This window comes from Variovorax sp. VNK109 (assembly GCF_049445855.1).
Taxonomy (GTDB): domain Bacteria; phylum Pseudomonadota; class Gammaproteobacteria; order Burkholderiales; family Burkholderiaceae_C; genus JAGOCV01.
Genome location: NZ_JBMSDV010000007.1, coordinates 159,184 through 180,715, shown reverse-complemented (window position 1 = coordinate 180,715; position 21,532 = coordinate 159,184). Strand labels below are relative to the sequence as shown.

Here is a 21,532-nt window from a genome sequence, read left to right as displayed (position 1 = left end):
CCACCGAACTTCGTGGACAGCACCGTCGTGATCGCCGCCGTCAGCGTCGTCTTGCCATGGTCCACGTGACCGATCGTGCCCACGTTCACGTGCGGCTTCGTACGCTCAAACTTGCCTTTTGCCATTTCAATCTCCAGAAAGAACAATACCCGTGACTGTTTAACGTCTCCAGCAGAGGCCTCGCCACGGGCAGCGGGCCAACCACACGAGGTGGCGCCAAAGACAAATAACGATCCTCTTTGCGAGATCACCGCGGAACCGGCTTTGCCGGGCCGCTGGTGATGCCCCCTTGAGGGGGAAGCGGCAAAGCCGCTTCGGGGGTGGGCCTTACTTTGCCCGTGCGGCGACAATCGCCTCGGCCACGTTGCGCGGAGCTTCGGCGTAGTGCTTGAACTCCATCGTGTACGTGGCGCGGCCTTGCGTGGCAGAACGCAGCGAGGTCGAGTAGCCGAACATTTCGGACAGCGGGACTTCGGCCTTGATGGCCTTGCCGCCACCGACCATGTCGTCCATGCCCTGCACCATGCCGCGACGCGACGACAGGTCGCCCATCACGGTACCGGCGTAGTCTTCCGGCGTCTCGACTTCCACGGCCATCATGGGTTCGAGGATGACAGGGTTCGCCTTGCGGCAGCCTTCCTTGAAACCGAAGATGGCAGCCATCTTGAACGCCAGTTCGTTCGAGTCCACGTCATGGTACGAACCGAAGTGCAGCGTGACCTTGACGTCGACCACCGGGTAACCGGCGAGCACGCCCTGGTTCACGGCTTCGTTGATGCCCTTTTCCACGGCCGGGATGAATTCGCGAGGAACCACGCCGCCCTTGATGGCGTCGACGAATTCCACACCCTTGCCGGCTTCGTTCGGCTCGATCTTGAGCACGACGTGACCGTACTGGCCCTTGCCGCCGGACTGGCGCACGAACTTGCCTTCGGCCTCTTCCACCGTCTTGCGGATGGTTTCGCGGTAGGCAACCTGGGGCTTGCCCACGTTGGCTTCCACGCCGAATTCGCGCTTCATGCGGTCCACGATGATTTCGAGGTGGAGCTCGCCCATTCCGGCGATCAGGGTCTGACCGGACTCTTCGTCGGTCTTCACGCGGAACGACGGATCTTCAGCGGCCAGGCGCTGCAGGGCCATGCCCATCTTTTCCTGGTCGGTCTTGGTCTTGGGTTCGACGGCCTGCGTGATCACGGGCTCGGGGAACACCATGCGCTCCAGCGTCAGGATGGCATCGGGATCGCACAGGGTTTCGCCCGTGGTGACGTCCTTCAGGCCCACGCAGGCAGCGATGTCGCCGGCACGGATTTCCTCGACCTCGATACGCTCGTTCGCGTGCATCTGCACGATACGGCCGATACGCTCCTTCTTGCCCTTCACCGGGTTGTAGACGGTATCGCCCTTGGCGAGCACACCTGAATACACGCGCACGAAGGTCAACTGACCCACGAACGGGTCCGTCATCAGCTTGAATGCCAGCGCGGAGAACTTCTCGCTGTCGTCGGCCTTGCGGCTGGTTTCCTTTTCGTCTTCGTCGAAGCCGGGAACCGGGGGAACGTCGACCGGCGAAGGCAGGTAGTCGATCACGGCGTCCAGCATGCGCTGCACGCCCTTGTTCTTGAACGCCGTGCCGCACAGCATCGGCTGGATTTCGGTGGCGATGGTGCGCGTGCGCAGGCCGAGCTTGATCTCGTCCTCGGTGAGGTCGCCCTCTTCGAGATACTTGTTCATCAGCTCTTCAGACGCTTCGGCAGCGGCTTCCACCATCTTCTCGCGCCATTCCTTGGCGGACTCGAGGAGGTGGGCCGGGATTTCTTCGTAGTTGAACTTCATGCCCTGGGACGCTTCGTCCCAGATGATGGCCTTCATCTTGAGCAGGTCCACCACGCCGGTGAAGCCTTCTTCGGCACCGATGGGGATCACGACCGGCACAGGGTTGGCCTTCAGGCGCAGGCGCATCTGGTCATAGACCTTGAAGAAGTTCGCGCCGGTACGGTCCATCTTGTTGACGAACGCGAGACGGGGCACCTTGTACTTGTTGGCCTGGCGCCAGACGGTTTCCGACTGGGGCTGCACGCCACCCACGGCGCAATACACCATGCAGGCGCCGTCCAGCACGCGCATGGAACGCTCCACCTCGATGGTGAAGTCCACGTGGCCGGGGGTGTCGATGATGTTGAAGCGGTGCTCGGGGTAGGACAGGTCCATGCCCTTCCAGAAACAGGTCGTCGCAGCAGACGTGATCGTGATGCCGCGCTCCTGCTCCTGCTCCATCCAGTCCATCGTGGCCGCGCCGTCGTGCACTTCGCCGATCTTGTGGTTCACGCCCGTGTAGAACAGGATGCGCTCGGTCGTCGTCGTCTTGCCGGCGTCGATGTGGGCCGAGATACCGATATTGCGATAGCGCTCGATTGGGGTCTTGCGAGACATGATTTTCTCCGTTGAATGGACAGCCGGCCCGCTTTTGGCGGGCCAGCAACATCCGTATATGGGGCTGGAACTTAGAAGCGGAAGTGGCTGAACGCCTTGTTGGCTTCGGCCATGCGGTGCACTTCGTCACGCTTCTTCATGGCACCGCCACGACCTTCGGTCGCTTCCAGCAGTTCGTTGGCCAGACGCTGGGCCATGGACTTCTCGCCGCGCTTGCGGGCGGCTTCCTTGATCCAGCGCATCGACAGCGCCAGACGGCGCACCGGGCGCACTTCCACGGGAACCTGGTAGTTCGCGCCGCCGACGCGGCGGGACTTCACTTCGACCATGGGCTTCACGTTGTTGATGGCAACAACGAAGGCTTCCAGGGGGTCCTTGTCAGGATGCTTCTTCTCGATCAGGTCGAGCGCACCGTAAATGATGCGTTCTGCGACCGCCTTCTTGCCGCCTTCCATGATCACGTTCATGAATTTGGACAGCTCGACATTGCCGAACTTGGGATCCGGCAGGATTTCACGTTTAGGGACTTCGCGACGACGTGGCATTTGTTCACCTCTTTGCTTCAGTTGGCATCTTTTTCAAGACACCGCGAGAGCCATCAGGACCCTCACTTACTCGACCCACGCAGACCATTCCGCGCTTCGGGTCACTTCGTTCGACACCGCCAGCCTGGGCGATTCGAACACCGATTGATGTCAGAAGAATCAGGCCTTCTTCGGACGCTTGGCACCGTACTTGGAGCGCGACTGCTTGCGGTCTTTCACGCCTTGCAGGTCCAGCGAACCGCGAACGATGTGGTAACGCACACCCGGCAGATCCTTCACACGGCCGCCGCGAACCAGCACCACGCTGTGTTCCTGCAGGTTGTGGCCTTCACCGCCGATGTAGGAAATGACTTCGAAGCCGTTGGTCAGACGGACCTTGGCGACCTTGCGGAGAGCCGAGTTCGGCTTCTTCGGCGTCGTGGTGTACACGCGGGTACACACACCGCGACGCTGCGGCGAGTTCTGCATCGCAGGGCTTTTGGACTTGGTCTTCTCGACCTCGCGCCCCTGACGCACCAGTTGATTGATGGTTGGCATTGAAAAACGTCCCTAAACGTTTGATATCTAAACGAAAACGTGAATCCCTTCGGAATTTTCCGAAAAGCCCACGAGTGTAGCAGTTCAGGCTTTGCGCCGCAAATCCGGGAGTGCAAGCAATGTCAGCCCGCACTCACTTCCGCGCAAATCACTTGATCCACAGACGGATCGCATCCCAGGCACGGCCCAGAAGGCCGGCTTGCTCGACCGGCTCCAGCGCCACCAGCGGCAAATCGGCCAGCGGCTGGCCGTCCAGGCTCACCTTGAGGGAGCCGACGGTCTGTCCCTTGGCAAACGGTGCCACCAGCGGCTCCGGGCGCGCCAGCTGCGTCTGCACCTTGCCGGCGCTGCCCGCCGGCACAGCCACGACGATCGGCTGGTTGCGGCCGAGCTTGATGACGTTGCTCGTCCCCTTCCAGACCGGCGGCGTCGCGGCGGGCTGGCCGGCGTCGAAGAGCTTGACCGCCTCGAACGCGGTGAAACCCCAGTTCAGCAGCTTCTGGGACTCATTGGCCCGGGCGTTCTCACTGGATGCGCCCAGCACCACCGACAACAGGCGGCGACCATCGAGGTTGGGGAAGTCGCGCTTGGCCGTGGCGATCAGGCAGTACCCCGCGGCGGCGGTATGGCCGGTCTTCAGACCGTCGACGGTCGGGTCGCGGAACAGCAGCAGGTTGCGGTTGGTGTCATTGGCTGCGGGCGTACCTTCATAGCGGTACTTCTTGATGGCGTAGAAACCCACATAGTCGGGAAATTCCTGCATCAGGCGGGTGGACAGCAGCGCGAGGTCGGCCGCCGTCGTGGTGTGGCCGGGTTCGGTCAGCCCTTCCGGATTGCGGTAACTCGTGCCCTTCAGTCCCAGCGCCTTCGCCTGGTCATTCATGAGTTGCACGAAACGCTCGACCGTGCCGCCCACGCCTTCGGCCAGCGCCACGGTGGCGTCATTGCCCGACTGGACGATCATGCCCTTGATGAGGTCTTCGACGGGCACGCGCATCTTGGGGTCGATGAACATGCGCGAACCCGGCATCTTCCAGGCGCGCTCGCTCACGGGCAGCGCCTGTTTCAGGTCGATCTTCTTCGAGCGCAGCGCATCGAACACGATGTAGGCCGTCATGAGCTTGGTCAGCGAGGCCGGCTCGACCGGGACACCTGCGTCCTTCTGCGCCAGCACCTGGCCGGACGTCACGTCCACCAGCAGGTAGCTGCGCGCCGCGATTTCGGGCGGCTGTGGCATCTGGGTCTGGGCGCGGGCGACGAGGCCCAGCGAGGCGAGCACGAGGGCAAGGAAGAAACGTTTCATGAAGGCAGGAATCGAAGAAGGGATCGAAAGGAATGAATCAGCAGGTGGCCAGCAACGGCAGCGCTCGACAACCGGCATTGCCGGCGGTGTCAGGCACGCAAGTGGCGCATCACCACGCTTTTGAGCAGGGGCAATTGTCCGTGAAAGAAATGCCCGCCTCCGGGAAAGACTGTCACGGGAAGTGACTGCGGTCGTGCCCAGTCCATCACGGCGGCCAGCGGCACGGTGTCGTCCTGCTCGCCATGCACGACCAGCGTGCGCTCATGGAGTTCCGGCGCGATGGCGTGAACCGTGAAGCGCGCAGCCGCCGTGCCGACCAGCACCAGTTGCTCGACATTGCGAGCCGGCCAGAGTGAGGCGAGCGCGCTGCAGGTCACGAACGAGCCGAAGGAAAAGCCGCCGAGCGCAAGCGTTCCTTCCGGCGCCACCTGGTTGACGACGGCCAGGAAATCCTCGGCCTCGCCACGCCCTTCGTCATGCACGCCGGCACTGCCCCCCACGCCGCGGAAGTTGAAGCGCACCACACGCCAGCCGCTCTGCACGAAGGCGCGCGCCAGTGTCTGCACCACCTTGTTGTCCATGGTGCCGCCGAACAGCGGGTGCGGATGCGCGATGACGGCCGTGCCATGCGGCTCACCCGCTTGGGCATCGGGCTCGTCGCGAAGGGCTTCGATGTCACCCGCGCCGCCCTGCAGCGTGAACCGTTCTGTCTGTTTGTTCATCACTTGCCGTCTCAGCGGCCGAGATGGGGCGGCGTCAGCAGACGCTCGACCACCTGGCCATTCTTGAGATGCGACTCGACGATTTCGTCGATGTCGTCCTTGTCCACGAAGGTGTACCAGACGGCCTCGGGATAGACCACCGCCACAGGGCCCGCGGCGCATCGGTCCAGACAACCCGCCTTGTTCACGCGGACTTTGCCCGGGCCGGCAAGACCCTCGGCCTTGACGCGCGCCTTGCAGTGGTCGAAAGCGTCCTGCGCGTGATGGCGGGCACAGCTGTCTTCGCCGTTCTTGCGCTCGTTGAGGCAGAAGAAGATATGCCGCTCGTAGTAAGAGGAGCTCGTGGGCGACGAGCCGACGTTGGAAGATTGGGCCATGCCGCGATTCTAGGTTTCGCGCTCGCGGCGCGACAGCAGCGTCAGCGCATACACCAGCGCCACATAAGGCCACAGCCAGCCGATCCACTGCACGATGCCATGAAAGCGGATGAAGCGCCCCTGCTCCCAGGTCTGCAACGTCTGCGCGAAGTAGGCGCTGGTCGGCGCCTGATTGAGCACGCTGAGGCTCACCCCGAGTGCGAGCAGCGCCAGTGCCGTGCAACCGCGACGGGTGAGCGGCAACAGCAACAGGGCCAGCAGCATGGCGGCAACCACGCCCACCTGCACCGGCACACTGAACCACACCCAGGCATGGACGGGCCCATAGCTCAGCGCGGCCGACAGCGCCGATGCTGCAAGGCCCGCCCCCACGACAAGCAGCATCAGGATGATCCGGCGGCCTGCGGTGCGGATGATGCTGTAGCCCAGCAGACACGGCGTGAGCACGCCGAGCAACACGCACAACAGCTCCGCCCCCGGCACCAGCGGCTGGAGCTCCACGTCGCGCACCGGCAGCCAGGCGAGGAACGGCGTGTCCACCAGCAGTTCGCCCAGCGCTGCCTCGAGCCGCTCCAGCACCTGCCCGAGCCCGAATGGCACGGCAGCCGGGAAGAGCAGCGCCACCGGCCAGAGTGCCAGCAGCACCAGCACGCCCCGCGCCTGCGGCACGAACCAGCGCTCGCGGAAACGGCTCCACCAGTCGAGCACGCCTGTTGCGTCCAGCGCAAGCGCAACGATGGCGCCCGCCAGAGCCCCGCCGATGTTCAACGCAAGGTCGACGTTGGATGGCACGCGCATCGGCAGGTAGCTTTGCAGCATCTCCATGGCCAGCGAAAGCACCGCCGACACCAGCGCGGCCATCGCGAGCGCCACCTTTCCGCTGGCAGCCATCGGCCCACGCAAGGCACTCACCGCCAGCAGGAAGCCCATGGGCATGTAGCCCAGCACGTTGGAGGCGACATCGAATCCGGTCCAGTAGCGCGGCAGCGGCGCAGCCAGGAAGGCCCACGGCATGATGCCCTGGTCGCGCCAGTCGCCGAAGGGATACAGGCTCGCGTACACCACGAGCACGGAGTAGACGAGAGCAAGGGGCCAGGCCGAGGTCGATTGGTGACGCATCGCCAGCCGCGCTCAGAAAGGCTTGACGACCACCAGGATCACGGCGGCCAGCAGCAGCACGATGGGTACTTCGTTGTACCAGCGGTACCAGACATGGCTACGCGTGTTGCGTCCTGCCTCGAACTTGCGCAGCAACAGTGCGCAGCCATGGTGGTAGCCCAGCACCAGCAGCACGACCGCCAGCTTTGCGTGCATCCAGCCGTTGCCCGGGCCACGCCCGATGCCGTACACCATGAAAAGCCAGAGGCCGAAAGCCAGCGCCGGCACCGCGAGGATATGGGTGAAGCGCATCAGCTTGCGGGCCATGAGCAGCAGCCTGTCGCGCTCCTTTTGCGTGTCTGCGGCACCGTCGGCCTGTATCTGGGCCAGGTTGACGAAGATGCGGGGAAGATAGAACAGCCCGGCGAACCAGCTGACGACGAAGACGATGTGGAGCGATTTCACCCAGAGCATCGCTGCAGTTTAGGGCAGCTTGGGGCCACAAAAAAAAGCCCGGCACGAAGCCGGGCTGCAGAAGCCTTTTTGCTGTCACACATCAAGGCGCCCGCTCAGGGAGGAAAAGCGGGGGGCGGCAAGCCGCCCGAGGGGTAATTTAACAAAGCCCCTATGCCCGTTCAAGCTTTTCGTTTGCTCTCCAATCGCAAGTAACCCAATAGTTCTTGGAATGAAGAGGAACCGTGAGCTTCTAATGGGGCACAATTTTCAACATGCAAGTCTTGCCATCTCCACTGCCCCCGTTCCCCGCGAGCCGGCCGCGCCGCCTGCGCCGCGATGAATTCACGCGCAACCTCGTGCGCGAGCACCAGCTCACTTCGCACGACTTCATCTACCCCGTCTTCGTGACGGACGGAAAGAACCTGCGCGAGGCCGTGAAGTCGATGCCGGGCGTCGAGCGCGTCACGCTCGACCTCCTGCTGCCGGTGGCGGAAGAGTGCGTGAAGCTCGGCATCCCGGTGATGGCACTGTTCCCGGTGATCGAGCCGTCGCTCAAGACGGCGGACGGCGCGGAAGCGTTGAACCCCGAAGGCCTCGTGCCGCGCGTGGTGCGAGCACTCAAGAAGGAATTCCCCGATCTCGGCGTGATGACCGACGTCGCGCTCGACCCCTTCACCAGCCACGGCCAGGACGGCCTGCTGGATGACACGGGCTACATCCTCAACGACGTGACAGTGAAGCAGCTGGTCGGCCAGGCACTGGTGCAAGCCGAGGCCGGCGTGGATATCGTCGCGCCCAGCGACATGATGGACGGCCGGATCGGCGCAATCCGCACCGCGCTCGAGGCACAGGGCCTTGTGCACACGCGCATCATGGCGTACAGCGCCAAGTACGCGAGCGCGTTCTACGGCCCGTTCCGCGACGCGGTCGGCTCGGCGGCCAACCTGGGCAAGAGCAACAAGAAGGTCTACCAGATGGACCCGGGCAACACCGACGAGGCGTTGCGCGAAGTGGCGCTGGACATCGCCGAAGGTGCGGACATGGTGATGGTCAAGCCGGGCATGCCGTACCTGGACGTGGTGCGCCGCGTGAAGGACACCTTCCGCATGCCGACGTTCGTGTACCAGGTGTCGGGGGAGTACGCGATGCTCAAGGCCGCTGCGCAGAATGGCTGGCTCGATCACGACGCGGTGATGATGGAAAGCCTGCTGGCCTTCAAGCGCGCAGGTGCCGACGGCATCCTGACCTATTTCGCCATCGACGCAGCGCGCAAGCTGCGCGGCTGAACGACAACCCCGGGCCTGCCATGCAGATCGTCGAGTTCCGCCCCGGTACGCTGCGCTTCTCCGAGCAGATTCCCGACGTCGTACCCGAAGGCGGCTTCGTGTGGATCTACCTTGAACGCGATGCGCTCGACAAGGAGTTGCCGGAACTCCAGCTTGCGGCGCAACGGCTGGGCGGCTCGCACCTGCTCGACCTGCACAACGCGGATCTGGCCAATGCCACGCACCCTTCGCACTACGACTACACCTCCATCTACGACCTGATCATCTTCCGGCGTCTGGCCACGCAGGAAGAATCGATGGAGGAGTCGCTCGCCTCGGCATCCGAGATCGCGCGCGTGCACGCACCGGCTGCGTTCCGGCGCATCCGCACGAAAGCCGTGGGGTTCGTGGTGTTCGACCGCCTGCTGATCTCCGTGCACCCGGATGGCTGCTTCACCGCGCGTTCGTTCATCGAGCGCTATCTGGCGGACGCGGTGTACAACGAAGGCCTGTCGGCCACCGCGCGCAGCCGCCTGCCCGCAAGCCCGGCCGACCTGATGCTGCGCATGGTCAACCTGATGGTGGACAGCTATCTCGAACTGCGCAAGCAGCTTTCCGCGCAGCTGGACCATTGGCAGCAGGAACTGCTCAAGCCGCACTCACGCTTTGCCAACTGGAATGCCCTCATGGTGGCGCGCAACGAATTGCACACCCTCGAGGACCTGTGCGAGGAACAGCATGACGCCATGCAGGAATGGCTGGACACGCTGCGAGAGCAGCCGCCGGGTGCGATGACGCAGGTGGAGCGCGACGGACTGATCGCCCGCTCACGCGATGTGATCGAGCACGTCGAGCGCGTCGTGCACCATGTGCGCCGGCTGGAGCAGAGTGCCGAGACGGTGGTCCAGATCCACTTCTCGGCGCAGAGCAACCGCACCAACGACATCATGCGCGTGCTGACCGCGCTGACGGCCATCTTCCTTCCGCTGAACCTGATCGCAGGCATTTTCGGGATGAACTTCGAGTTCATCCCGCTGCTTCACAACCAGTCCGGCTTCTGGTGGGCCATGGGGTCCATGGTCCTCATTGCCCTGGGACTGGGCCTGGTCTTCTGGCGCAAGCAGTATCTCGCGCGCACCAGCGGACGCTAGGCCCATCCCGGGCCTGCCTGCATTACAGGTAGGCGGCTTCGCCAGCGGGGATCTGGCCCAGGCGCACGGCTTCAGCCGCTTGTGCGCGCACGGTAGCGCGGTCCAGGCTGGACTTCACCGGGGCAGCAACGCGCGAAGCGGAAGGAATGTTGGCGTCCTTGGCGTGGGCTTGTGCCACGGCTTCGACCTGCACTTCAGCACGGGTGCGGGTGCCTTCGAACTGAACGGCGAACTGCGAGCCGTCCGCTTCGTCAGCGTGGGCACCGAAGGAAGCAACGGCAGCAAGGGCGGCAACGGCGAGGAATTTGGATGCGTTCATGATGTTCTGTCTTTCAAAAATATAAAGAGTCACTATCTGAGAGGAACCCCGGATGGGCACGACCACTCAGGGAGTGGCGGGCTTCACCGCAGTTCTTCTGTCTCCAGGTTTGCAAACACTGCATTTCCTGTGAATCAGAAATGCGTCCCGAGTTGCCTCTTTAAACAGCCAGAAAAAGAACCAGAGTGTTTCGACAAAGGAAACAATGGACACCCTAGAACTGATGCGGACGTTCCGCGAAGTCGCGCAGCGCGGCAGCTTCTCGCAGGCTGCGCGGGCACTCGACGTTTCCAAGGCCAACGTGAGCAAGTACGTGGCCGAACTCGAAACCAAGCTCGGCGTGCGCCTGCTCAACCGGTCCACGCGCACCGTGAGCCTGACCGACGCCGGGGCGTTGCTGCTGGAGCGCAGCACGCCCCTGATGGAGATGATCGACGTCACGCGCGCCGAACTGCAGCAGCGCGCCCTCCAGCCCAGCGGTCGCGTGAAACTCACCGCGACCTATGCGATGGGCAACGCCGAGTTGCCGCCCTTGCTGGCGGATTTCATGCGCGAACACCCCAAGGTGTCGGTGAGCCTGCACCTGAGCAACCGCGTGGTCGATCTCGTCGAGCAGGGGGTGGACATCGCATTGCGTGTGGGCCGGCTGAACGATTCGTCACTCATCGCGCGCAAGCTCAAGCGCATGCAGTTCGTGGTGTGCGCGACGCCGGCCTTCTGGGCCGAGCATGGCGAGCCGACGCATCCGGAACAACTCAGCGAGTTCGATGCGCTGACGTATTCGCTCACCGGCCACAACCCGGAATGGCATTTCGCCGATGCCCAAGGTCAGCCGATCGCAGTGCAGGTGCACACCCGCGCCGAAGCCAACGACGGCGGACCGCTCGCACAGCTTGCGCTGCACGACCTGGGCATGGCCTATCTGCCGCGCGCGCTGGTGGAAGACGAAATCCAGGCCGGCCGGCTCAAGCCCGTGCTCGAGGAATTCATGCCACGCGACATGTGGCTCTACGCGGCCTACATGCAAAGACGCCACAACAGCGCTGCGCTGCGGGCGCTGCTGTCGTGGCTGGAAGCACGCTGGAAGGAAGACTGAGCCGGCTGGCCCCGTTCGGACCTACTTCACGCCGAACAGGCGCGCGCCGTTGTCCCACGCCACCTTGCGCGCGAGCTCCGGGGGCAGGTCGCCGAGCCAGACGCGGTAACCCTTCATGAGCTCGTCGTACATCTCCCAGCGCTGGTTGATCCAGGTGTCCGAGCCGATCATGAAACGGTCCGGGTACTTCTGCATCAGCGCACGCCACTCGGGGCACAGCGTGCCCCCGGCGCAGGTCAATCCGGGCCGGTACGACAGCTCGCCCATCAGGGTGGGGTAGCGCGTGAACAGCGCGTCGACGCGCGACACCGGCGGGCCGCCGATGCCGGTGTGCGCCCAGATCAGCTTCGCCCTGGGTGCATGCGCCATCAGCAGGTCGATGGCCACATCGTCCACGTGCGCCAGCACCGCCAGATCCTTCTCCTGCGCGAACTGCATGAGCTTCTTCGCGATCGGGCCATTGGCGTTGCCGCCGTCGTACAGATGGAATTCGCCGATGCCTTTGTACGGCCCGTTGGAGGTGCCGCGCGAGAACTCGCTGAGCACCATGTCGTAGATGGTGTCGTCGCGGAACCAGTTGGTGTAATCCTCACGGTTGCGGTAGAGGCGGATGAACGGCACCACCGCCACACCCGCCGCCTCTGCCTGCCCCTTCGCCGCAGCAAGAGCCTTGGTGCCATCGTTCGGCCGGCTGTTGGCGACGATGGCCTTCACACCGTTGCGCTTCATGCGCGCGAGCACGTCGGCCAGCGGATACGGCGACTGCGCCTCGATGTTGTAGTGCAGGTGCGCGTCGAACAGCGGGTCGGCGTAGTCGGCGGCAACCGCAACGCCGGCACCCTGCAACGCGGCCACGATGCCTGCCTTCATGAGCCATGACCTGGCGGACGCACTGATCAGCCGACGCACACCCATCATGTCAGCCCACGTGCTTGCTGAAGAACGCCAGCGTACGCTCCAGCGCGAGTTTGGCAGCGGCCTCGTCGTAAGAGCCGCGATGGTCGCAGTTGAAACCGTGGTTGGCGTTGTAGACATGCGATTCCACTTCAGGGTGCGCCGTGCGGAACGCGTCCACCGTGTCCATGGGGATCCAGTGGTCCTGATCGCCGAAGTGCGCGAGCACCGGCACCTGCGGCTTGCGCGCGATTTCTTCCGGTGTGGTGACGCCACCGCCATAGTACGGCACCGCCGCGCTCAGGCCCGACACCAGCGCAGCCGAGCGCCAGGTCAGCAGGCCCCCGTAACAATAGCCGACGATGCCGACCTTGCCCCCGCTGGTCTTGCCCGCATGGTCCACTGCGGCCTGGATGTCGCGGATGACGCCGGGTGCAGGCAGCGCCTCGACCGCAGCCTTCAGGCCCATGCCGGCTTCCATGTCTTCCTTGGTGTAGCCCAGGTCCACATTCGGCTTGACGCGATGGAAGGTGGATGGCGCAACAGCCAGATAGCCGTGCTGCGCGTAGCCGTCGGTCACGGCGCGGATGTGCGCATTGACCCCGAAGATTTCCTGCAACACCACGATGGCGCCGCGCGGCTTGCCCGAAGGCTCCGCCACATAAGCGGGAAAACTGAATCCGTCGGCGGAAGTGAGTTCGACGAAACTGCCCATGTCAATGCTCCTCGGTTGAATGTCGGTGGAAATGGTTGGACGAAAGGTAGGCCGTATTCTGCGCCAGCAATCCGCAGCCGGTGTTGTAATGCGGCAGTCATGCGGTGATCGGTACGCGGGTTTTAACCGGGAACAACATTCCTTGCAGGAGACGGGAATTGGACAAGCAGGAACTCGACAGGAAGGTATTGCTCGTCACCGGCGGCAGCCGGGGCATCGGTGCCGCCACTGCGCGGCTTGCGGCGCGTCAGGGCTGGACCGTGGCGGTGAACTACACCACACAGGCGTCGGCAGCGCAGGACGTGGTGCGACAGATCGAATCGATCGGCGGCCGCGCCATGGCCTTTCAGGCCGACGTGGCGCACGAAGACCAGATCCTCCGCATGTTCGAGACACTGGACCGCGAATTCGGCCGGCTCGACGGCCTGGTAAACAACGCGGGCGTGGTGGACGCGCCGCAGCGCGTGGACGGCATGAGCCATGCGCGCCTCAAGCGCATGTTCGACATCAACGTCATCGGCGCCTTCATCTGTGCGCGCGAGGCCGTGCGTCGCATGAGCACGCGCCACGGCGGGCGCGGCGGCGCGATCGTCAACGTGTCCAGCGCGGCGGCGCGCCTGGGCTCGCCCAACCAGTATGTGGACTACGCGGCCAGCAAAGGCGCGATCGATGTGCTCACGCTCGGCCTTGCGCAGGAAGTCGCGGCGGAAGGCATCCGCGTGAATGCGGTGCGGCCCGGACTCATCGAAACCGACATCCACGCCTCAGGCGGGTTGCCCAACCGCGTGCGCGACCTTTCCCCGCAGGTGCCCATGGGCCGCGGCGGCACGGCCGACGAAGTGGCCGAATCCATCGTCTGGCTGCTCTCGCCGGCGGCCAGCTACACCACCATGTCGCTGCTTGAAGTTTCCGGAGGACGCTGAGCATGGACCTCAAGCCGCTCATCACGTTGCTGGCCATCGTGAACCCGCTGGCCATCGTGCCTTTCTTCATCCACTTCACGCAGGACCTGCCACGCGCCGAACGCCGCCGCACGATCGGCATCTCCGCCTTCAGCGCGTTCGCGGTGATCGCCGCAAGTGCGCTGCTCGGCCTGCAGATCCTCGAGTTCTTCGGCATCTCGCTGGCGAGCTTCCAGGTGGGCGGCGGCATGCTGCTGCTCATCAGCGCGATGAGCATGCTCAACGCGCAACCCGCGGAGCACAAATCCAACCCCGACGAAATGGAAGAAGCCGCTGCGCGCGCCTCCATTGCCGTGGTGCCGCTGACCATTCCGCTGCTCACGGGTCCGGCGACGATCTCCACCGTGGTGATCTATGCCGAGCGCGCCAAGACCTTCTGGCAACTGCTCACGCTCGTGGGCTACGGCGTGGTGGTGGGTCTGGCCACGGCGGTGTGCTTCGCGCTGGCCGACCCGATCGCGCGGGTGCTGGGCAAGACAGGCATCAATGTGATGACGCGACTGATGGGCCTGATCCTCGCCGCGCTCGCGGTAGAAGTGATGGCTGAAGGTCTGCACAAGATCTTTCCCGGCCTGGGCTGAGCCGCCGGCCGGCTTCCTTCACTGCGCCACCTGAAACTGTCAGCGCGCTTCGCTTTCTTCCTGCGAATCCGCTGCGGCCTGCACCATCTTCACCAGTTGGTTGCTGGTGTTGCGCAGGCGCTGGGCCAGCAGCTGCGTGAGCTTCACCAGCAGCTTCGCACCCACACCCGGGTGCTCGCGGATGAGCAGCGCGATGGCGCTGCGCGTGAGAACGCCAGCCTCCACCGCATCGATGGCCGTGCAGGTCGCGTAACGCGGTTCACCGTCGAGCATGGACATCTCGCCGATGGCCGCGCCTTCGCGGATGACAGCCAGCCGCGAGACTTCGCCGGTCGGCGTCCGCTTGGTCACATCCACCGTGCCGGAGAGCAGCAACAGCATCCATTCACCGACTTCACCTTCGTTGATGAGCACCTGCCCCGGAGCGGCCCGCAGCATCGGCATCGCACTGCCAAGCGCGTCCATTTCGTCGGCGGTGAAGTCTTCCAGCAGCGCGGCGTTGTGCAACAGGCGTGGCCCGCGGCCGGCCATGCCCTGGCAGGTGCCGGCCAGTTCGAGACCGGCTTCCTTCAACTGCTCTTCGACGCTCGGGCTGGGCATGGCGATGTTTCAGCGTGGTGTGGCCGGTCTGGCCGGCGTGGTGGATGCCGGCTGTGTCTGTTGCAGCCACTGCGAGATTTCCTCGACCGCCGCATCCGTGGCTGCCGCAAGTGCGCGCACGCCGCCCGGTGCGTCGGCCGAGGGCGCAGGCCGCTGCACGAGCACCGTGCGCTGGCCCAGCAACTGCTCGCCGGCCGGCGTGCTGTCCACCAGCGTGGCCCGCAGCCGCACCACGCCGGCGCTTTGCGTGGGCGACTGGAAGTGCTGGCTGAACTCCTCGAGTTCGATGCGCAGCACGTAGGGAATGGAGCCGTCGCGGCGGGTCTGCGACGCGCCTTCGTCGGCATTGAGGATGGCGCGTCGCTGGCCCAGCGTCTCGCGCAGCCGCTGGCGGATCAGCTGGCCCGGCGACATGCTCCAGCGTGCCAGCGCATACGGGCGCAGCTGGTGCGGATCGTCGTAGCCCAGCCGGTACAGCACGGCCGTACTGTCGAGCAGGCCGTTGGCATCGATCTCGGCCAGCGCGAGCGCCGGCAGCGGCGCCATGCGGTTCGTTGGTTGAGGTGTCAGCGTGCCTGGGCCGAAGTCGAACAGCGCGGGGCGCGTCGGCTTGTCGGGCAGGGCGCAACCGGCAAGCGCCAGGGCAGCGGTCACGACCATCAGGGCCCTGGTGTGACGGCGCGGGAGGACGTTGTCTGGGTGGTTCTTCATGGCATGCTCACTTCGCGGCCGGAGCCTTGAATCCCTGCTCGCCCGGGCCGGGTGGCACCTGGCCATTGCCGAACAGCAGCGATTGCGGGTTGTCGTTGATGGAATTCGCAGCACGGCTGAGCTGGCGCGCCGCGCGCGAGGTTTCTTCCGTCACGCGGTTGATGCGCGGCAGCGTGGCGGAGTTGAACGAATCCGCCGCATGCGAGAGCGCCTGCGTTCCTTCCGCCAGGCGGTCGATCGGGCCGTCCTTCTCGTTCAGGCGCTGCGCGGTCTTGGCGATCTCGTCGGCGCTTTTCTCCACCGAGCTGGATGCCTCCTGCAGGGCCTTCATCGCGCTGCTGGTGTCGCGTGCGGCCGGCGCAAACGCATCGAGCGCCGGATCGAGCTTCTTCGTGATGGTGGCATCGAGGCGCTGCGTCAGCTGGTGCACGCCACCGGCGGCATCGCCGATGTTCTGCATCGCGCCGCTGAAGAGCTTCTGGTTGTCCTCGCCCAGGATCTGGTTGATGCGCTGCGTGGTCTGCTCCACCTGCACCAGGATCGCCTCGCCGCGATCGGTCAGGCGCGACAACAGCGAAGGTTTGAGGGGAATGCGCGCCGACTGACCTGCGCCTGGCGGCAATGCCTCGCTCGACTTGCCGTCGTCGTCGAGCTGGATGAAGGCCAGGCCCGTCACCCCCTGGTAGCTGAGCGTTGCGAAAGTGGAGCGCGTGATCGGCGTTTCGTCGTCCACCGAAATGCGCACGAGCACATTGCCTTTGGTCTGCGGGTCGAAGCCGATCTCCGTCACGCGCCCGACCGAGATGCCGCGGAAACGCACCGCGGCCTGCGGCTGCAGCCCGGCCACCGATTCGCGCGTGGACATCTCGTACACGTTACGCACTTCGGTATCGCGCATCAGCCAGAGGGCCAGCGCCACCATCAGCGCCGCGACGCCGAGGACGAAGGCGCCGGCTGCAAGGGCATGGGCTTTGTTTTCCATGTGAGGCCTTTCTACACTGCAAACGGATATTCGCGCAGCAGCTCCATGGCGCGCTGCCCGCGTTCTCCGAGGAAGAATTCGCGAATGAACGGGTGCGGGAAGGCGATGACGTCCTTCGGCGGCCCGTTGACGATGACTTTCTGCTGCGCCAGCACGGCGATGCGCGTGCTCAGCTCGTAAAGCGTATCGAGGTCGTGCGTGACCATCACCACAGTGAGGTCGAGTTCGCGGTGCAGCGACCGCAGCAGCGTGCAGAAGCCGTCGGAGCTTTCGGGGTCGAGGCCGGCGGTCGGCTCGTCCAGCAACAGCAACGGCGGGTCCATGATGAGCGCGCGAGCCAGGGCCACGCGCTTGATCATGCCGCCCGACAGATCGGCCGGCATCTTGTGCGCGTGCTTCACGTCCAGGCCCACCATCTGCAGCTTCACCAGCGCGGCGTCGCGGATCAGGTCTTCGGGCAGCGTGCGCAACTCGCGCAACGGGAATGAAATGTTCTCGAGCACGCTGAAGGCAGAGAACAGCGCGCCCTGCTGGAACAGCATGCCCACACGGCTGGCCGCGCCCTTGTCGCCCATCCGATCCACCGGTTGCCCGAGCACGGTGACGCTGCCGCGCGCCGGATGCTCCAGCCCGAGGATTTGCCGCAGCAACACCGTTTTGCCGGTGCCCGAGCCGCCGACGAGCGACACGACCTCGCCGCGCGCGATGGACAGATCGAGGTCGCGGTGGATCACGACTTCGCCGTCGTGTCCGTCGAACACGGTCCACAGGCCGCGGATGTCGACCATGGACGTCACATCGTCGAGCGGGACGGGGACGGCGCGCGGTGCGTGTGGTGGTCGCATGGTCAGACCCCCACGCCCTTGAACACCACGGCGAACAGCGCGTCCACCAGGATCACCACCGTGATCGACGTCACCACCGACGCCGTCGTGCCCTGGCCCAGGCTCTCGGTATTGGGCTCCACGCGCAGGCCGTAGTGGCAGCCGATGAGTGCGATCAGCACGCCGAACACCACCGACTTGGACAGCGCGAGCGCGAGATTGGAGAACTCCACCGCCTTCGGAAGCGCCGTGAAGAAGAAATTCGGTGTGATGCCCAGCGACAGGTCGGCCGCGAGCATGCCGCCCATCAGCGCCGCCAGCGTGGTCCACACGGTGATGAGCGGCATCGCCACCGCGAGCGCCATCGCGCGCGGCATGACGAGGCGGAAGCCATGCGGGATACCCATCACGCGCATGGCGTCGAGTTCTTCGGTGACGCGCATCACGCCGATCTGCGCGGTGATGGCCGAACCGGAACGCCCTGCGATGAGCACGGCGGCGAGCACCGGCCCGAGCTCGCGGATGAGCGAAAGGCCCAGGATGTCCACGATGAATGCGTCCGCGCCGAACTGCCGCAACTGCTGCGAGGTCAGGTACGCCAGCACCACGCCGATGAGGAAGCCCACGAGCGCGGTGATCGGCATCGCGGTCGCGCCGATGTGGTACAGGTGCCCCGACACGTCCCGCCACGGGCCTTCGTGCGGCGCGCGCGCGAGCTTCAGCAGGTCCAGGAAAAGCTGGCCGACGAGGCGCACGAGGTCTTTCAGGTGGTCGACCAGAAGCATCAAGCGCGCGCCGAGCGCAAGGTAGTGCGACTTCCAGCTGGGGCGCTGTTCTGCGGGCTGCTCCACGCTGTACTGCTCGACGTGTTTGAGCACCGCGCGCTGCGGCGCTTCGGCTTCGAGCTTCGCGGGCCAGCGACGACCCCAGTGGTTCCAGAGCAATTGCGCGCCGACGTGGTCCAGCCGCGTGATGCCGCGAAGGTCCCATGTCTCTGGCGCGCCGCCCTTGGGCGAAGCAGAAAGCGCATCGCGCAGGGGCTTCCACGCCGCGACCGCTGTCAGGCTCGCCGCCGTCCAGTCGCCCGTGGCCACGACGCTGCCGCCTTGCGGCGTGTCGTCACGGCGGATGCTCGGTGTTGATTCCCCCATTGAGTCTGTCGATGTGGCAGTCGCTATGGCCATGGTTACGGCTGTCGTTGCACTGGGAACAGGCAATCGTGCATCCTAACGTCTCCACAGGCGTGCGGTGTAGGCAAAAGACGGAATTTCCGCCGCCTCCCTGAAATGCGGTAGGCGGTCCGGTCAGGCAAAGCCGCCCGCCATGCTTTCGCGCAGATGGTCCACCAGCGCCTGCACCGCGCGTGGCACCTGGGGAGACCACGGGCGGATCGCATGGATGTTGCCGCCAAAGAAGCCTTGCGGACGCCAGTCGGGCAGCACGACCTGCAGGCCTTTTGCCAGCGTCCATGCCGGTGTCGTCGCGCCCTGCTGCACCATGGCGCTGAAGTCCGGCAGCAAGCCGATGCCGAGCCCGGCGACCACGGCATCGCGCAGTGCTTCGCTGTTGTTCGCCTTGAGCGGCCCGGTCACGGGAACGGTGACCGCCGGCACCCTGCGGCCCGTCGCCCGCTCGAACGACCAGTTCTGCCCCGCCCCGTCGCGCAGGTACAGCAGGCAGTCGTGTCCCGCGAGGTCGAGTGGCTGTTGCGGCGAACCTCGCCGGCGCAGGTAGTCGCTGCTGGCCACCAGCAGCGAGCGCGTCTCGCACAGCGTCCAGGCGACATGCGTGTCGGGCGGCACCTGGGTGTGGCGGATCGCGAGATCGAAGCCTTCCTGCGCGAGGTTGACGAAGCGGTCAGTCAGGTCGAGCTCGATGCGGATTTCCGGATAGCGGCGAAGGAACTTCGCCAGCAGCGGCGTGATGTGCTGGCGGCCCAGCGCCACCGGCGCCGTCACGCGCACCAGACCGCGGGGCGTGCTCGCCAGGTCGCGCACCGCGGCGAAGCTCTGCTCGATGCGGGTGAACGGCAACTCGGTGTCCGCCACGAGCTGCTGACCGGCGGCCGTGAGCGCGACGGAGCGCGTCGTGCGCCGCACCAGCGGCACGCCGGCCGCGCGCTCCAGCTCGCTGATGCGCAGGCTGACCGTCGCCTTCGACAGGCCGAGCCGACGCGCGGCCTGGGTGTAGCTGCGCGTCTGGCCAAGCACCACCAGCAGGTGCAGGTCGGCGATGACCGGGGCCATCCGGGTGATTCGGCTGTGCGTACTCATTCGGGTTTACCCTCTTATCCGGCCTTGGATTGTTCGGCGAATCGAACAATGTAGTCAGGTTTTCCGTATTTTCAAAGCGGGGCTTCGCGCCTAGACTTCCTGCGGAGTCCAGCACATCAACCGTCCCTCCCTCCAAAGGCCCGCACCGTGAACGCACCCGTTTCCAACCTTGCCAACAGCGCACCCGTCATCGCCCACTGGATCGGCGGCGCACCCGCCCTGCCCGCGGGCGGCCGTCATGCCGACGTGTTCAACCCCGCCACCGGCGCCGTGTCGGGCCGTGTCGCACTGGCCAGCAGCGCCGAGGTGGACAAGGCCGTGGCCACCGCGCAGGCTGCCTTCCCCGCCTGGGCCGACCTTCCGCCGCTGCGCCGCGCCCGCGTGATGTTCAAGTTCCTCGAGCTGCTCAACCAGAACCGCGACGCGCTCGCGAAGATGATCACGCTCGAACACGGCAAGGTGTTCACCGATGCGCAGGGCGAAGTGACGCGCGGCATCGACATCGTCGAGTTCGCCACTGGCATCCCGCAACTGCTCAAGGGCGACTACACCGAGCAGGTCTCCACCGGCATCGACAACTGGACCATGCGCCAGCCGCTGGGCGTGGTGGCCGGCATCACACCGTTCAACTTCCCGGTCATGGTGCCGATGTGGATGTTTCCCGTGGCCATCGCCTGCGGCAACACCTTCGTGCTCAAGCCCAGCCCGACGGACCCGAGCGCGTCGCTGTTCATGGCCGAGCTGCTCAAGAAGGCGGGCCTGCCCGACGGCGTGTTCAACGTCGTGCAGGGCGACAAGGAGGCGGTCGATGCGCTGCTGGTGCACCCCGATGTAAAGGCGGTGTCGTTCGTCGGCTCCACGCCGATCGCCAACTACATCTACGAAACCGGCGCGCACCACGGCAAGCGCGTGCAGGCACTCGGCGGTGCGAAGAACCACATGGTGGTGATGCCCGACGCCGACCTCGACCAGGCCGTGGACGCGCTGATCGGCTCTGCCTACGGCTCGGCCGGCGAGCGCTGCATGGCGATCAGCGTCGCGGTGCTGGTCGGCGACGTGGCGGACAAGGTGATCCCCAAGCTCATCGAGCGCACCAAGACGCTCAAGGTGCTGGACGGCATGAATCTGGACGCGGAGATGGGCCCGATCGTCACCGGCGCGGCGCACGCGCGCATCTCGGGCTACATCGACGTAGGCCAGAAGGAAGGCGCGAAGCTGCTGGTGGATGGCCGGGGCTTTGCGGGCAAGGTGGCAGGCAAGGGTTGCGACAACGGCTTCTGGATGGGCGGCACGCTGTTCGACCACGTGACCACCGACATGCGCATCTACAAGGAAGAAATCTTCGGCCCCGTGCTCTCGTGCGTGCGCGTGAAGGACTTCGCCGAAGCGGTGAAGATCATCAACGACCACGAGTTCGGCAACGGCGTGAGCTGCTTCACGCGCGACGGCCACGTGGCGCGCGAGTTCTCGCGCCGCATCCAGGTCGGCATGGTCGGCATCAACGTGCCGATCCCGGTGCCGATGGCCTGGCACGGCTTCGGCGGCTGGAAGCGCTCGCTTTTCGGCGACATGCACGCCTACGGCGAAGAAGGCGTGCGCTTCTACACGAAGCAAAAGAGCGTGATGCAACGCTGGCCCGAAAGCATCGGGAAGGGTGCGGAGTTCGTCATGCCTGTGAGCAAGTAATCCCC

General features: G+C 65.1%; 24 protein-coding genes. 6 read left to right on the top strand and 18 right to left on the bottom strand.

The features are described 5' to 3' along the window. The 9 genes from ACO2Q9_RS20240 to ACO2Q9_RS20200 form a co-directional block, all read right to left on the bottom strand. Positions 1-125: GTP-binding protein (locus ACO2Q9_RS20240; protein WP_236585750.1), on the bottom strand; the 125-nt coding region annotated here is incomplete at its 3' end. A 202-nt stretch (positions 126-327) separates the two neighbouring features. Then, entirely contained in the window at positions 328-2,430 is a 2,103-nt protein-coding gene (gene fusA / locus ACO2Q9_RS20235) for an elongation factor G (RefSeq protein WP_423314114.1), read from the bottom strand. Positions 2,431-2,501: 71 nt separating this feature from the next. Continuing rightward, positions 2,502-2,975 (bottom strand): 30S ribosomal protein S7, encoded by a 474-nt coding sequence (gene rpsG, locus ACO2Q9_RS20230; RefSeq protein ID WP_169168111.1) that lies wholly within the window; start codon positions 2,973-2,975, stop codon positions 2,502-2,504. A gap of 159 nt (positions 2,976-3,134) precedes the next feature. Next, positions 3,135-3,512, bottom strand: coding sequence for a 30S ribosomal protein S12 (rpsL, locus tag ACO2Q9_RS20225; RefSeq protein ID WP_017759704.1), 378 nt, complete (start codon positions 3,510-3,512; stop codon positions 3,135-3,137). A gap of 148 nt (positions 3,513-3,660) precedes the next feature. Beyond that, entirely contained in the window at positions 3,661-4,815 is a 1,155-nt protein-coding gene (locus ACO2Q9_RS20220) for a D-alanyl-D-alanine carboxypeptidase family protein (protein ID WP_423314110.1), read from the bottom strand. An 89-nt stretch (positions 4,816-4,904) separates the two neighbouring features. Further along, positions 4,905-5,537: an alpha/beta hydrolase gene (locus ACO2Q9_RS20215; protein ID WP_423314108.1), complete on the bottom strand. Its 633-nt coding sequence runs from the start codon at positions 5,535-5,537 to the stop codon at positions 4,905-4,907. 11 nt (positions 5,538-5,548) lie between these two features. Continuing rightward, complete coding sequence (locus ACO2Q9_RS20210) at positions 5,549-5,914, bottom strand: (2Fe-2S) ferredoxin domain-containing protein (protein ID WP_423314107.1); 366 nt, start codon at positions 5,912-5,914, stop codon at positions 5,549-5,551. A gap of 9 nt (positions 5,915-5,923) precedes the next feature. Beyond that, positions 5,924-7,033 (bottom strand): VanZ family protein, encoded by a 1,110-nt coding sequence (locus tag ACO2Q9_RS20205; protein WP_423314105.1) that lies wholly within the window; start codon positions 7,031-7,033, stop codon positions 5,924-5,926. Positions 7,034-7,045: 12 nt separating this feature from the next. After that, complete coding sequence (locus ACO2Q9_RS20200; RefSeq protein ID WP_423314103.1) at positions 7,046-7,486, bottom strand: CopD family protein; 441 nt, start codon at positions 7,484-7,486, stop codon at positions 7,046-7,048. 254 nt (positions 7,487-7,740) lie between these two features. On the opposite strand from ACO2Q9_RS20200, the gene hemB reads away from it, so the two are divergent. Further along, positions 7,741-8,754, top strand: a complete 1,014-nt coding sequence (gene hemB, locus ACO2Q9_RS20195) for a porphobilinogen synthase (RefSeq protein WP_423314101.1) — start codon at positions 7,741-7,743, stop codon at positions 8,752-8,754. Between the two features lie 20 nt (positions 8,755-8,774). Continuing rightward, positions 8,775-9,884 (top strand): magnesium transporter CorA family protein, encoded by a 1,110-nt coding sequence (locus tag ACO2Q9_RS20190; protein WP_423314099.1) that lies wholly within the window; start codon positions 8,775-8,777, stop codon positions 9,882-9,884. Positions 9,885-9,906: 22 nt separating this feature from the next. On the opposite strand, the gene ACO2Q9_RS20185 is transcribed toward ACO2Q9_RS20190, so the two are convergent. Continuing rightward, the gene (locus ACO2Q9_RS20185; protein WP_423314097.1) at positions 9,907-10,203 is read right to left on the bottom strand and encodes a DUF4148 domain-containing protein; all 297 of its coding nucleotides are present in this window, start codon (positions 10,201-10,203) and stop codon (positions 9,907-9,909) included. A gap of 205 nt (positions 10,204-10,408) precedes the next feature. On the opposite strand from ACO2Q9_RS20185, the gene ACO2Q9_RS20180 reads away from it, so the two are divergent. Further along, complete coding sequence (locus ACO2Q9_RS20180) at positions 10,409-11,299, top strand: LysR family transcriptional regulator (RefSeq protein ID WP_423314095.1); 891 nt, start codon at positions 10,409-10,411, stop codon at positions 11,297-11,299. 21 nt (positions 11,300-11,320) lie between these two features. Here the strand turns inward: ACO2Q9_RS20180 and ACO2Q9_RS20175 are convergent, their stop codons facing one another. After that, complete coding sequence (locus tag ACO2Q9_RS20175; protein ID WP_423314093.1) at positions 11,321-12,169, bottom strand: amidohydrolase family protein; 849 nt, start codon at positions 12,167-12,169, stop codon at positions 11,321-11,323. 49 nt (positions 12,170-12,218) lie between these two features. Continuing rightward, positions 12,219-12,908, bottom strand: a complete 690-nt coding sequence (locus ACO2Q9_RS20170) for a dienelactone hydrolase family protein (RefSeq protein WP_423314091.1) — start codon at positions 12,906-12,908, stop codon at positions 12,219-12,221. Positions 12,909-13,066: 158 nt separating this feature from the next. Between ACO2Q9_RS20170 and ACO2Q9_RS20165 the strand changes: the two genes are divergently transcribed. Both ACO2Q9_RS20165 and ACO2Q9_RS20160 read left to right on the top strand, forming a co-directional pair. Continuing rightward, positions 13,067-13,831 carry an SDR family oxidoreductase gene (locus ACO2Q9_RS20165; protein ID WP_423314089.1) on the top strand — a complete coding sequence of 255 codons (765 nt, stop codon included), beginning with the start codon at positions 13,067-13,069 and terminating at the stop codon, positions 13,829-13,831. A gap of 2 nt (positions 13,832-13,833) precedes the next feature. Continuing rightward, a complete protein-coding gene (locus ACO2Q9_RS20160; RefSeq protein WP_423314088.1) occupies positions 13,834-14,451 on the top strand; it encodes a MarC family protein in 618 nt (205 codons plus the stop codon). A 39-nt stretch (positions 14,452-14,490) separates the two neighbouring features. Here the strand turns inward: ACO2Q9_RS20160 and ACO2Q9_RS20155 are convergent, their stop codons facing one another. From ACO2Q9_RS20155 to ACO2Q9_RS20130, 6 genes are all read right to left on the bottom strand, one after another. After that, positions 14,491-15,051 carry a Crp/Fnr family transcriptional regulator gene (locus tag ACO2Q9_RS20155; RefSeq protein ID WP_423314086.1) on the bottom strand — a complete coding sequence of 187 codons (561 nt, stop codon included), beginning with the start codon at positions 15,049-15,051 and terminating at the stop codon, positions 14,491-14,493. Between the two features lie 9 nt (positions 15,052-15,060). Further along, complete coding sequence (locus ACO2Q9_RS20150) at positions 15,061-15,762, bottom strand: ABC-type transport auxiliary lipoprotein family protein (protein ID WP_423314084.1); 702 nt, start codon at positions 15,760-15,762, stop codon at positions 15,061-15,063. A gap of 7 nt (positions 15,763-15,769) precedes the next feature. Then, positions 15,770-16,744 (bottom strand): MlaD family protein, encoded by a 975-nt coding sequence (locus ACO2Q9_RS20145; RefSeq protein WP_423314083.1) that lies wholly within the window; start codon positions 16,742-16,744, stop codon positions 15,770-15,772. 11 nt (positions 16,745-16,755) lie between these two features. Continuing rightward, positions 16,756-17,589 (bottom strand): ABC transporter ATP-binding protein, encoded by an 834-nt coding sequence (locus ACO2Q9_RS20140; protein WP_423314081.1) that lies wholly within the window; start codon positions 17,587-17,589, stop codon positions 16,756-16,758. A 2-nt stretch (positions 17,590-17,591) separates the two neighbouring features. Further along, positions 17,592-18,719: an MlaE family ABC transporter permease gene (locus ACO2Q9_RS20135; RefSeq protein WP_423314080.1), complete on the bottom strand. Its 1,128-nt coding sequence runs from the start codon at positions 18,717-18,719 to the stop codon at positions 17,592-17,594. A gap of 153 nt (positions 18,720-18,872) precedes the next feature. Continuing rightward, positions 18,873-19,814: a LysR family transcriptional regulator gene (locus tag ACO2Q9_RS20130; protein WP_423314077.1), complete on the bottom strand. Its 942-nt coding sequence runs from the start codon at positions 19,812-19,814 to the stop codon at positions 18,873-18,875. A 174-nt stretch (positions 19,815-19,988) separates the two neighbouring features. Between ACO2Q9_RS20130 and ACO2Q9_RS20125 the strand changes: the two genes are divergently transcribed. Then, a complete protein-coding gene (locus ACO2Q9_RS20125; protein ID WP_423314076.1) occupies positions 19,989-21,527 on the top strand; it encodes a CoA-acylating methylmalonate-semialdehyde dehydrogenase in 1,539 nt (512 codons plus the stop codon). Positions 21,528-21,532 lie beyond the last annotated feature (5 nt).

Excerpts from the sequence above, each read along its gene's own strand:
- fusA (WP_423314114.1), bottom strand. The coding sequence starts at position 2,430 with ATGTCTCGCAAGACCCCAATCGAGCGCTATCGCAATATCGGTATCTCG.
- rpsG (WP_169168111.1), bottom strand. The coding sequence starts at position 2,975 with ATGCCACGTCGTCGCGAAGTCCCTAAACGTGAAATCCTGCCGGATCCC.
- rpsL (WP_017759704.1), bottom strand. The coding sequence starts at position 3,512 with ATGCCAACCATCAATCAACTGGTGCGTCAGGGGCGCGAGGTCGAGAAG.
- ACO2Q9_RS20220 (WP_423314110.1), bottom strand. The coding sequence starts at position 4,815 with ATGAAACGTTTCTTCCTTGCCCTCGTGCTCGCCTCGCTGGGCCTCGTC.
- ACO2Q9_RS20215 (WP_423314108.1), bottom strand. The coding sequence starts at position 5,537 with ATGAACAAACAGACAGAACGGTTCACGCTGCAGGGCGGCGCGGGTGAC.
- ACO2Q9_RS20210 (WP_423314107.1), bottom strand. The coding sequence starts at position 5,914 with ATGGCCCAATCTTCCAACGTCGGCTCGTCGCCCACGAGCTCCTCTTAC.
- ACO2Q9_RS20205 (WP_423314105.1), bottom strand. The coding sequence starts at position 7,033 with ATGCGTCACCAATCGACCTCGGCCTGGCCCCTTGCTCTCGTCTACTCC.
- ACO2Q9_RS20200 (WP_423314103.1), bottom strand. The coding sequence starts at position 7,486 with ATGCTCTGGGTGAAATCGCTCCACATCGTCTTCGTCGTCAGCTGGTTC.
- hemB (WP_423314101.1), top strand. The coding sequence starts at position 7,741 with ATGCAAGTCTTGCCATCTCCACTGCCCCCGTTCCCCGCGAGCCGGCCG.
- ACO2Q9_RS20190 (WP_423314099.1), top strand. The coding sequence starts at position 8,775 with ATGCAGATCGTCGAGTTCCGCCCCGGTACGCTGCGCTTCTCCGAGCAG.
- ACO2Q9_RS20185 (WP_423314097.1), bottom strand. The coding sequence starts at position 10,203 with ATGAACGCATCCAAATTCCTCGCCGTTGCCGCCCTTGCTGCCGTTGCT.
- ACO2Q9_RS20180 (WP_423314095.1), top strand. The coding sequence starts at position 10,409 with ATGGACACCCTAGAACTGATGCGGACGTTCCGCGAAGTCGCGCAGCGC.
- ACO2Q9_RS20175 (WP_423314093.1), bottom strand. The coding sequence starts at position 12,169 with ATGAAGGCAGGCATCGTGGCCGCGTTGCAGGGTGCCGGCGTTGCGGTT.
- ACO2Q9_RS20170 (WP_423314091.1), bottom strand. The coding sequence starts at position 12,908 with ATGGGCAGTTTCGTCGAACTCACTTCCGCCGACGGATTCAGTTTTCCC.
- ACO2Q9_RS20160 (WP_423314088.1), top strand. The coding sequence starts at position 13,834 with ATGGACCTCAAGCCGCTCATCACGTTGCTGGCCATCGTGAACCCGCTG.
- ACO2Q9_RS20155 (WP_423314086.1), bottom strand. The coding sequence starts at position 15,051 with ATGCCCAGCCCGAGCGTCGAAGAGCAGTTGAAGGAAGCCGGTCTCGAA.
- ACO2Q9_RS20150 (WP_423314084.1), bottom strand. The coding sequence starts at position 15,762 with ATGAAGAACCACCCAGACAACGTCCTCCCGCGCCGTCACACCAGGGCC.
- ACO2Q9_RS20145 (WP_423314083.1), bottom strand. The coding sequence starts at position 16,744 with ATGGAAAACAAAGCCCATGCCCTTGCAGCCGGCGCCTTCGTCCTCGGC.
- ACO2Q9_RS20140 (WP_423314081.1), bottom strand. The coding sequence starts at position 17,589 with ATGCGACCACCACACGCACCGCGCGCCGTCCCCGTCCCGCTCGACGAT.
- ACO2Q9_RS20135 (WP_423314080.1), bottom strand. The coding sequence starts at position 18,719 with ATGGGGGAATCAACACCGAGCATCCGCCGTGACGACACGCCGCAAGGC.
- ACO2Q9_RS20130 (WP_423314077.1), bottom strand. The coding sequence starts at position 19,814 with ATGGCCCCGGTCATCGCCGACCTGCACCTGCTGGTGGTGCTTGGCCAG.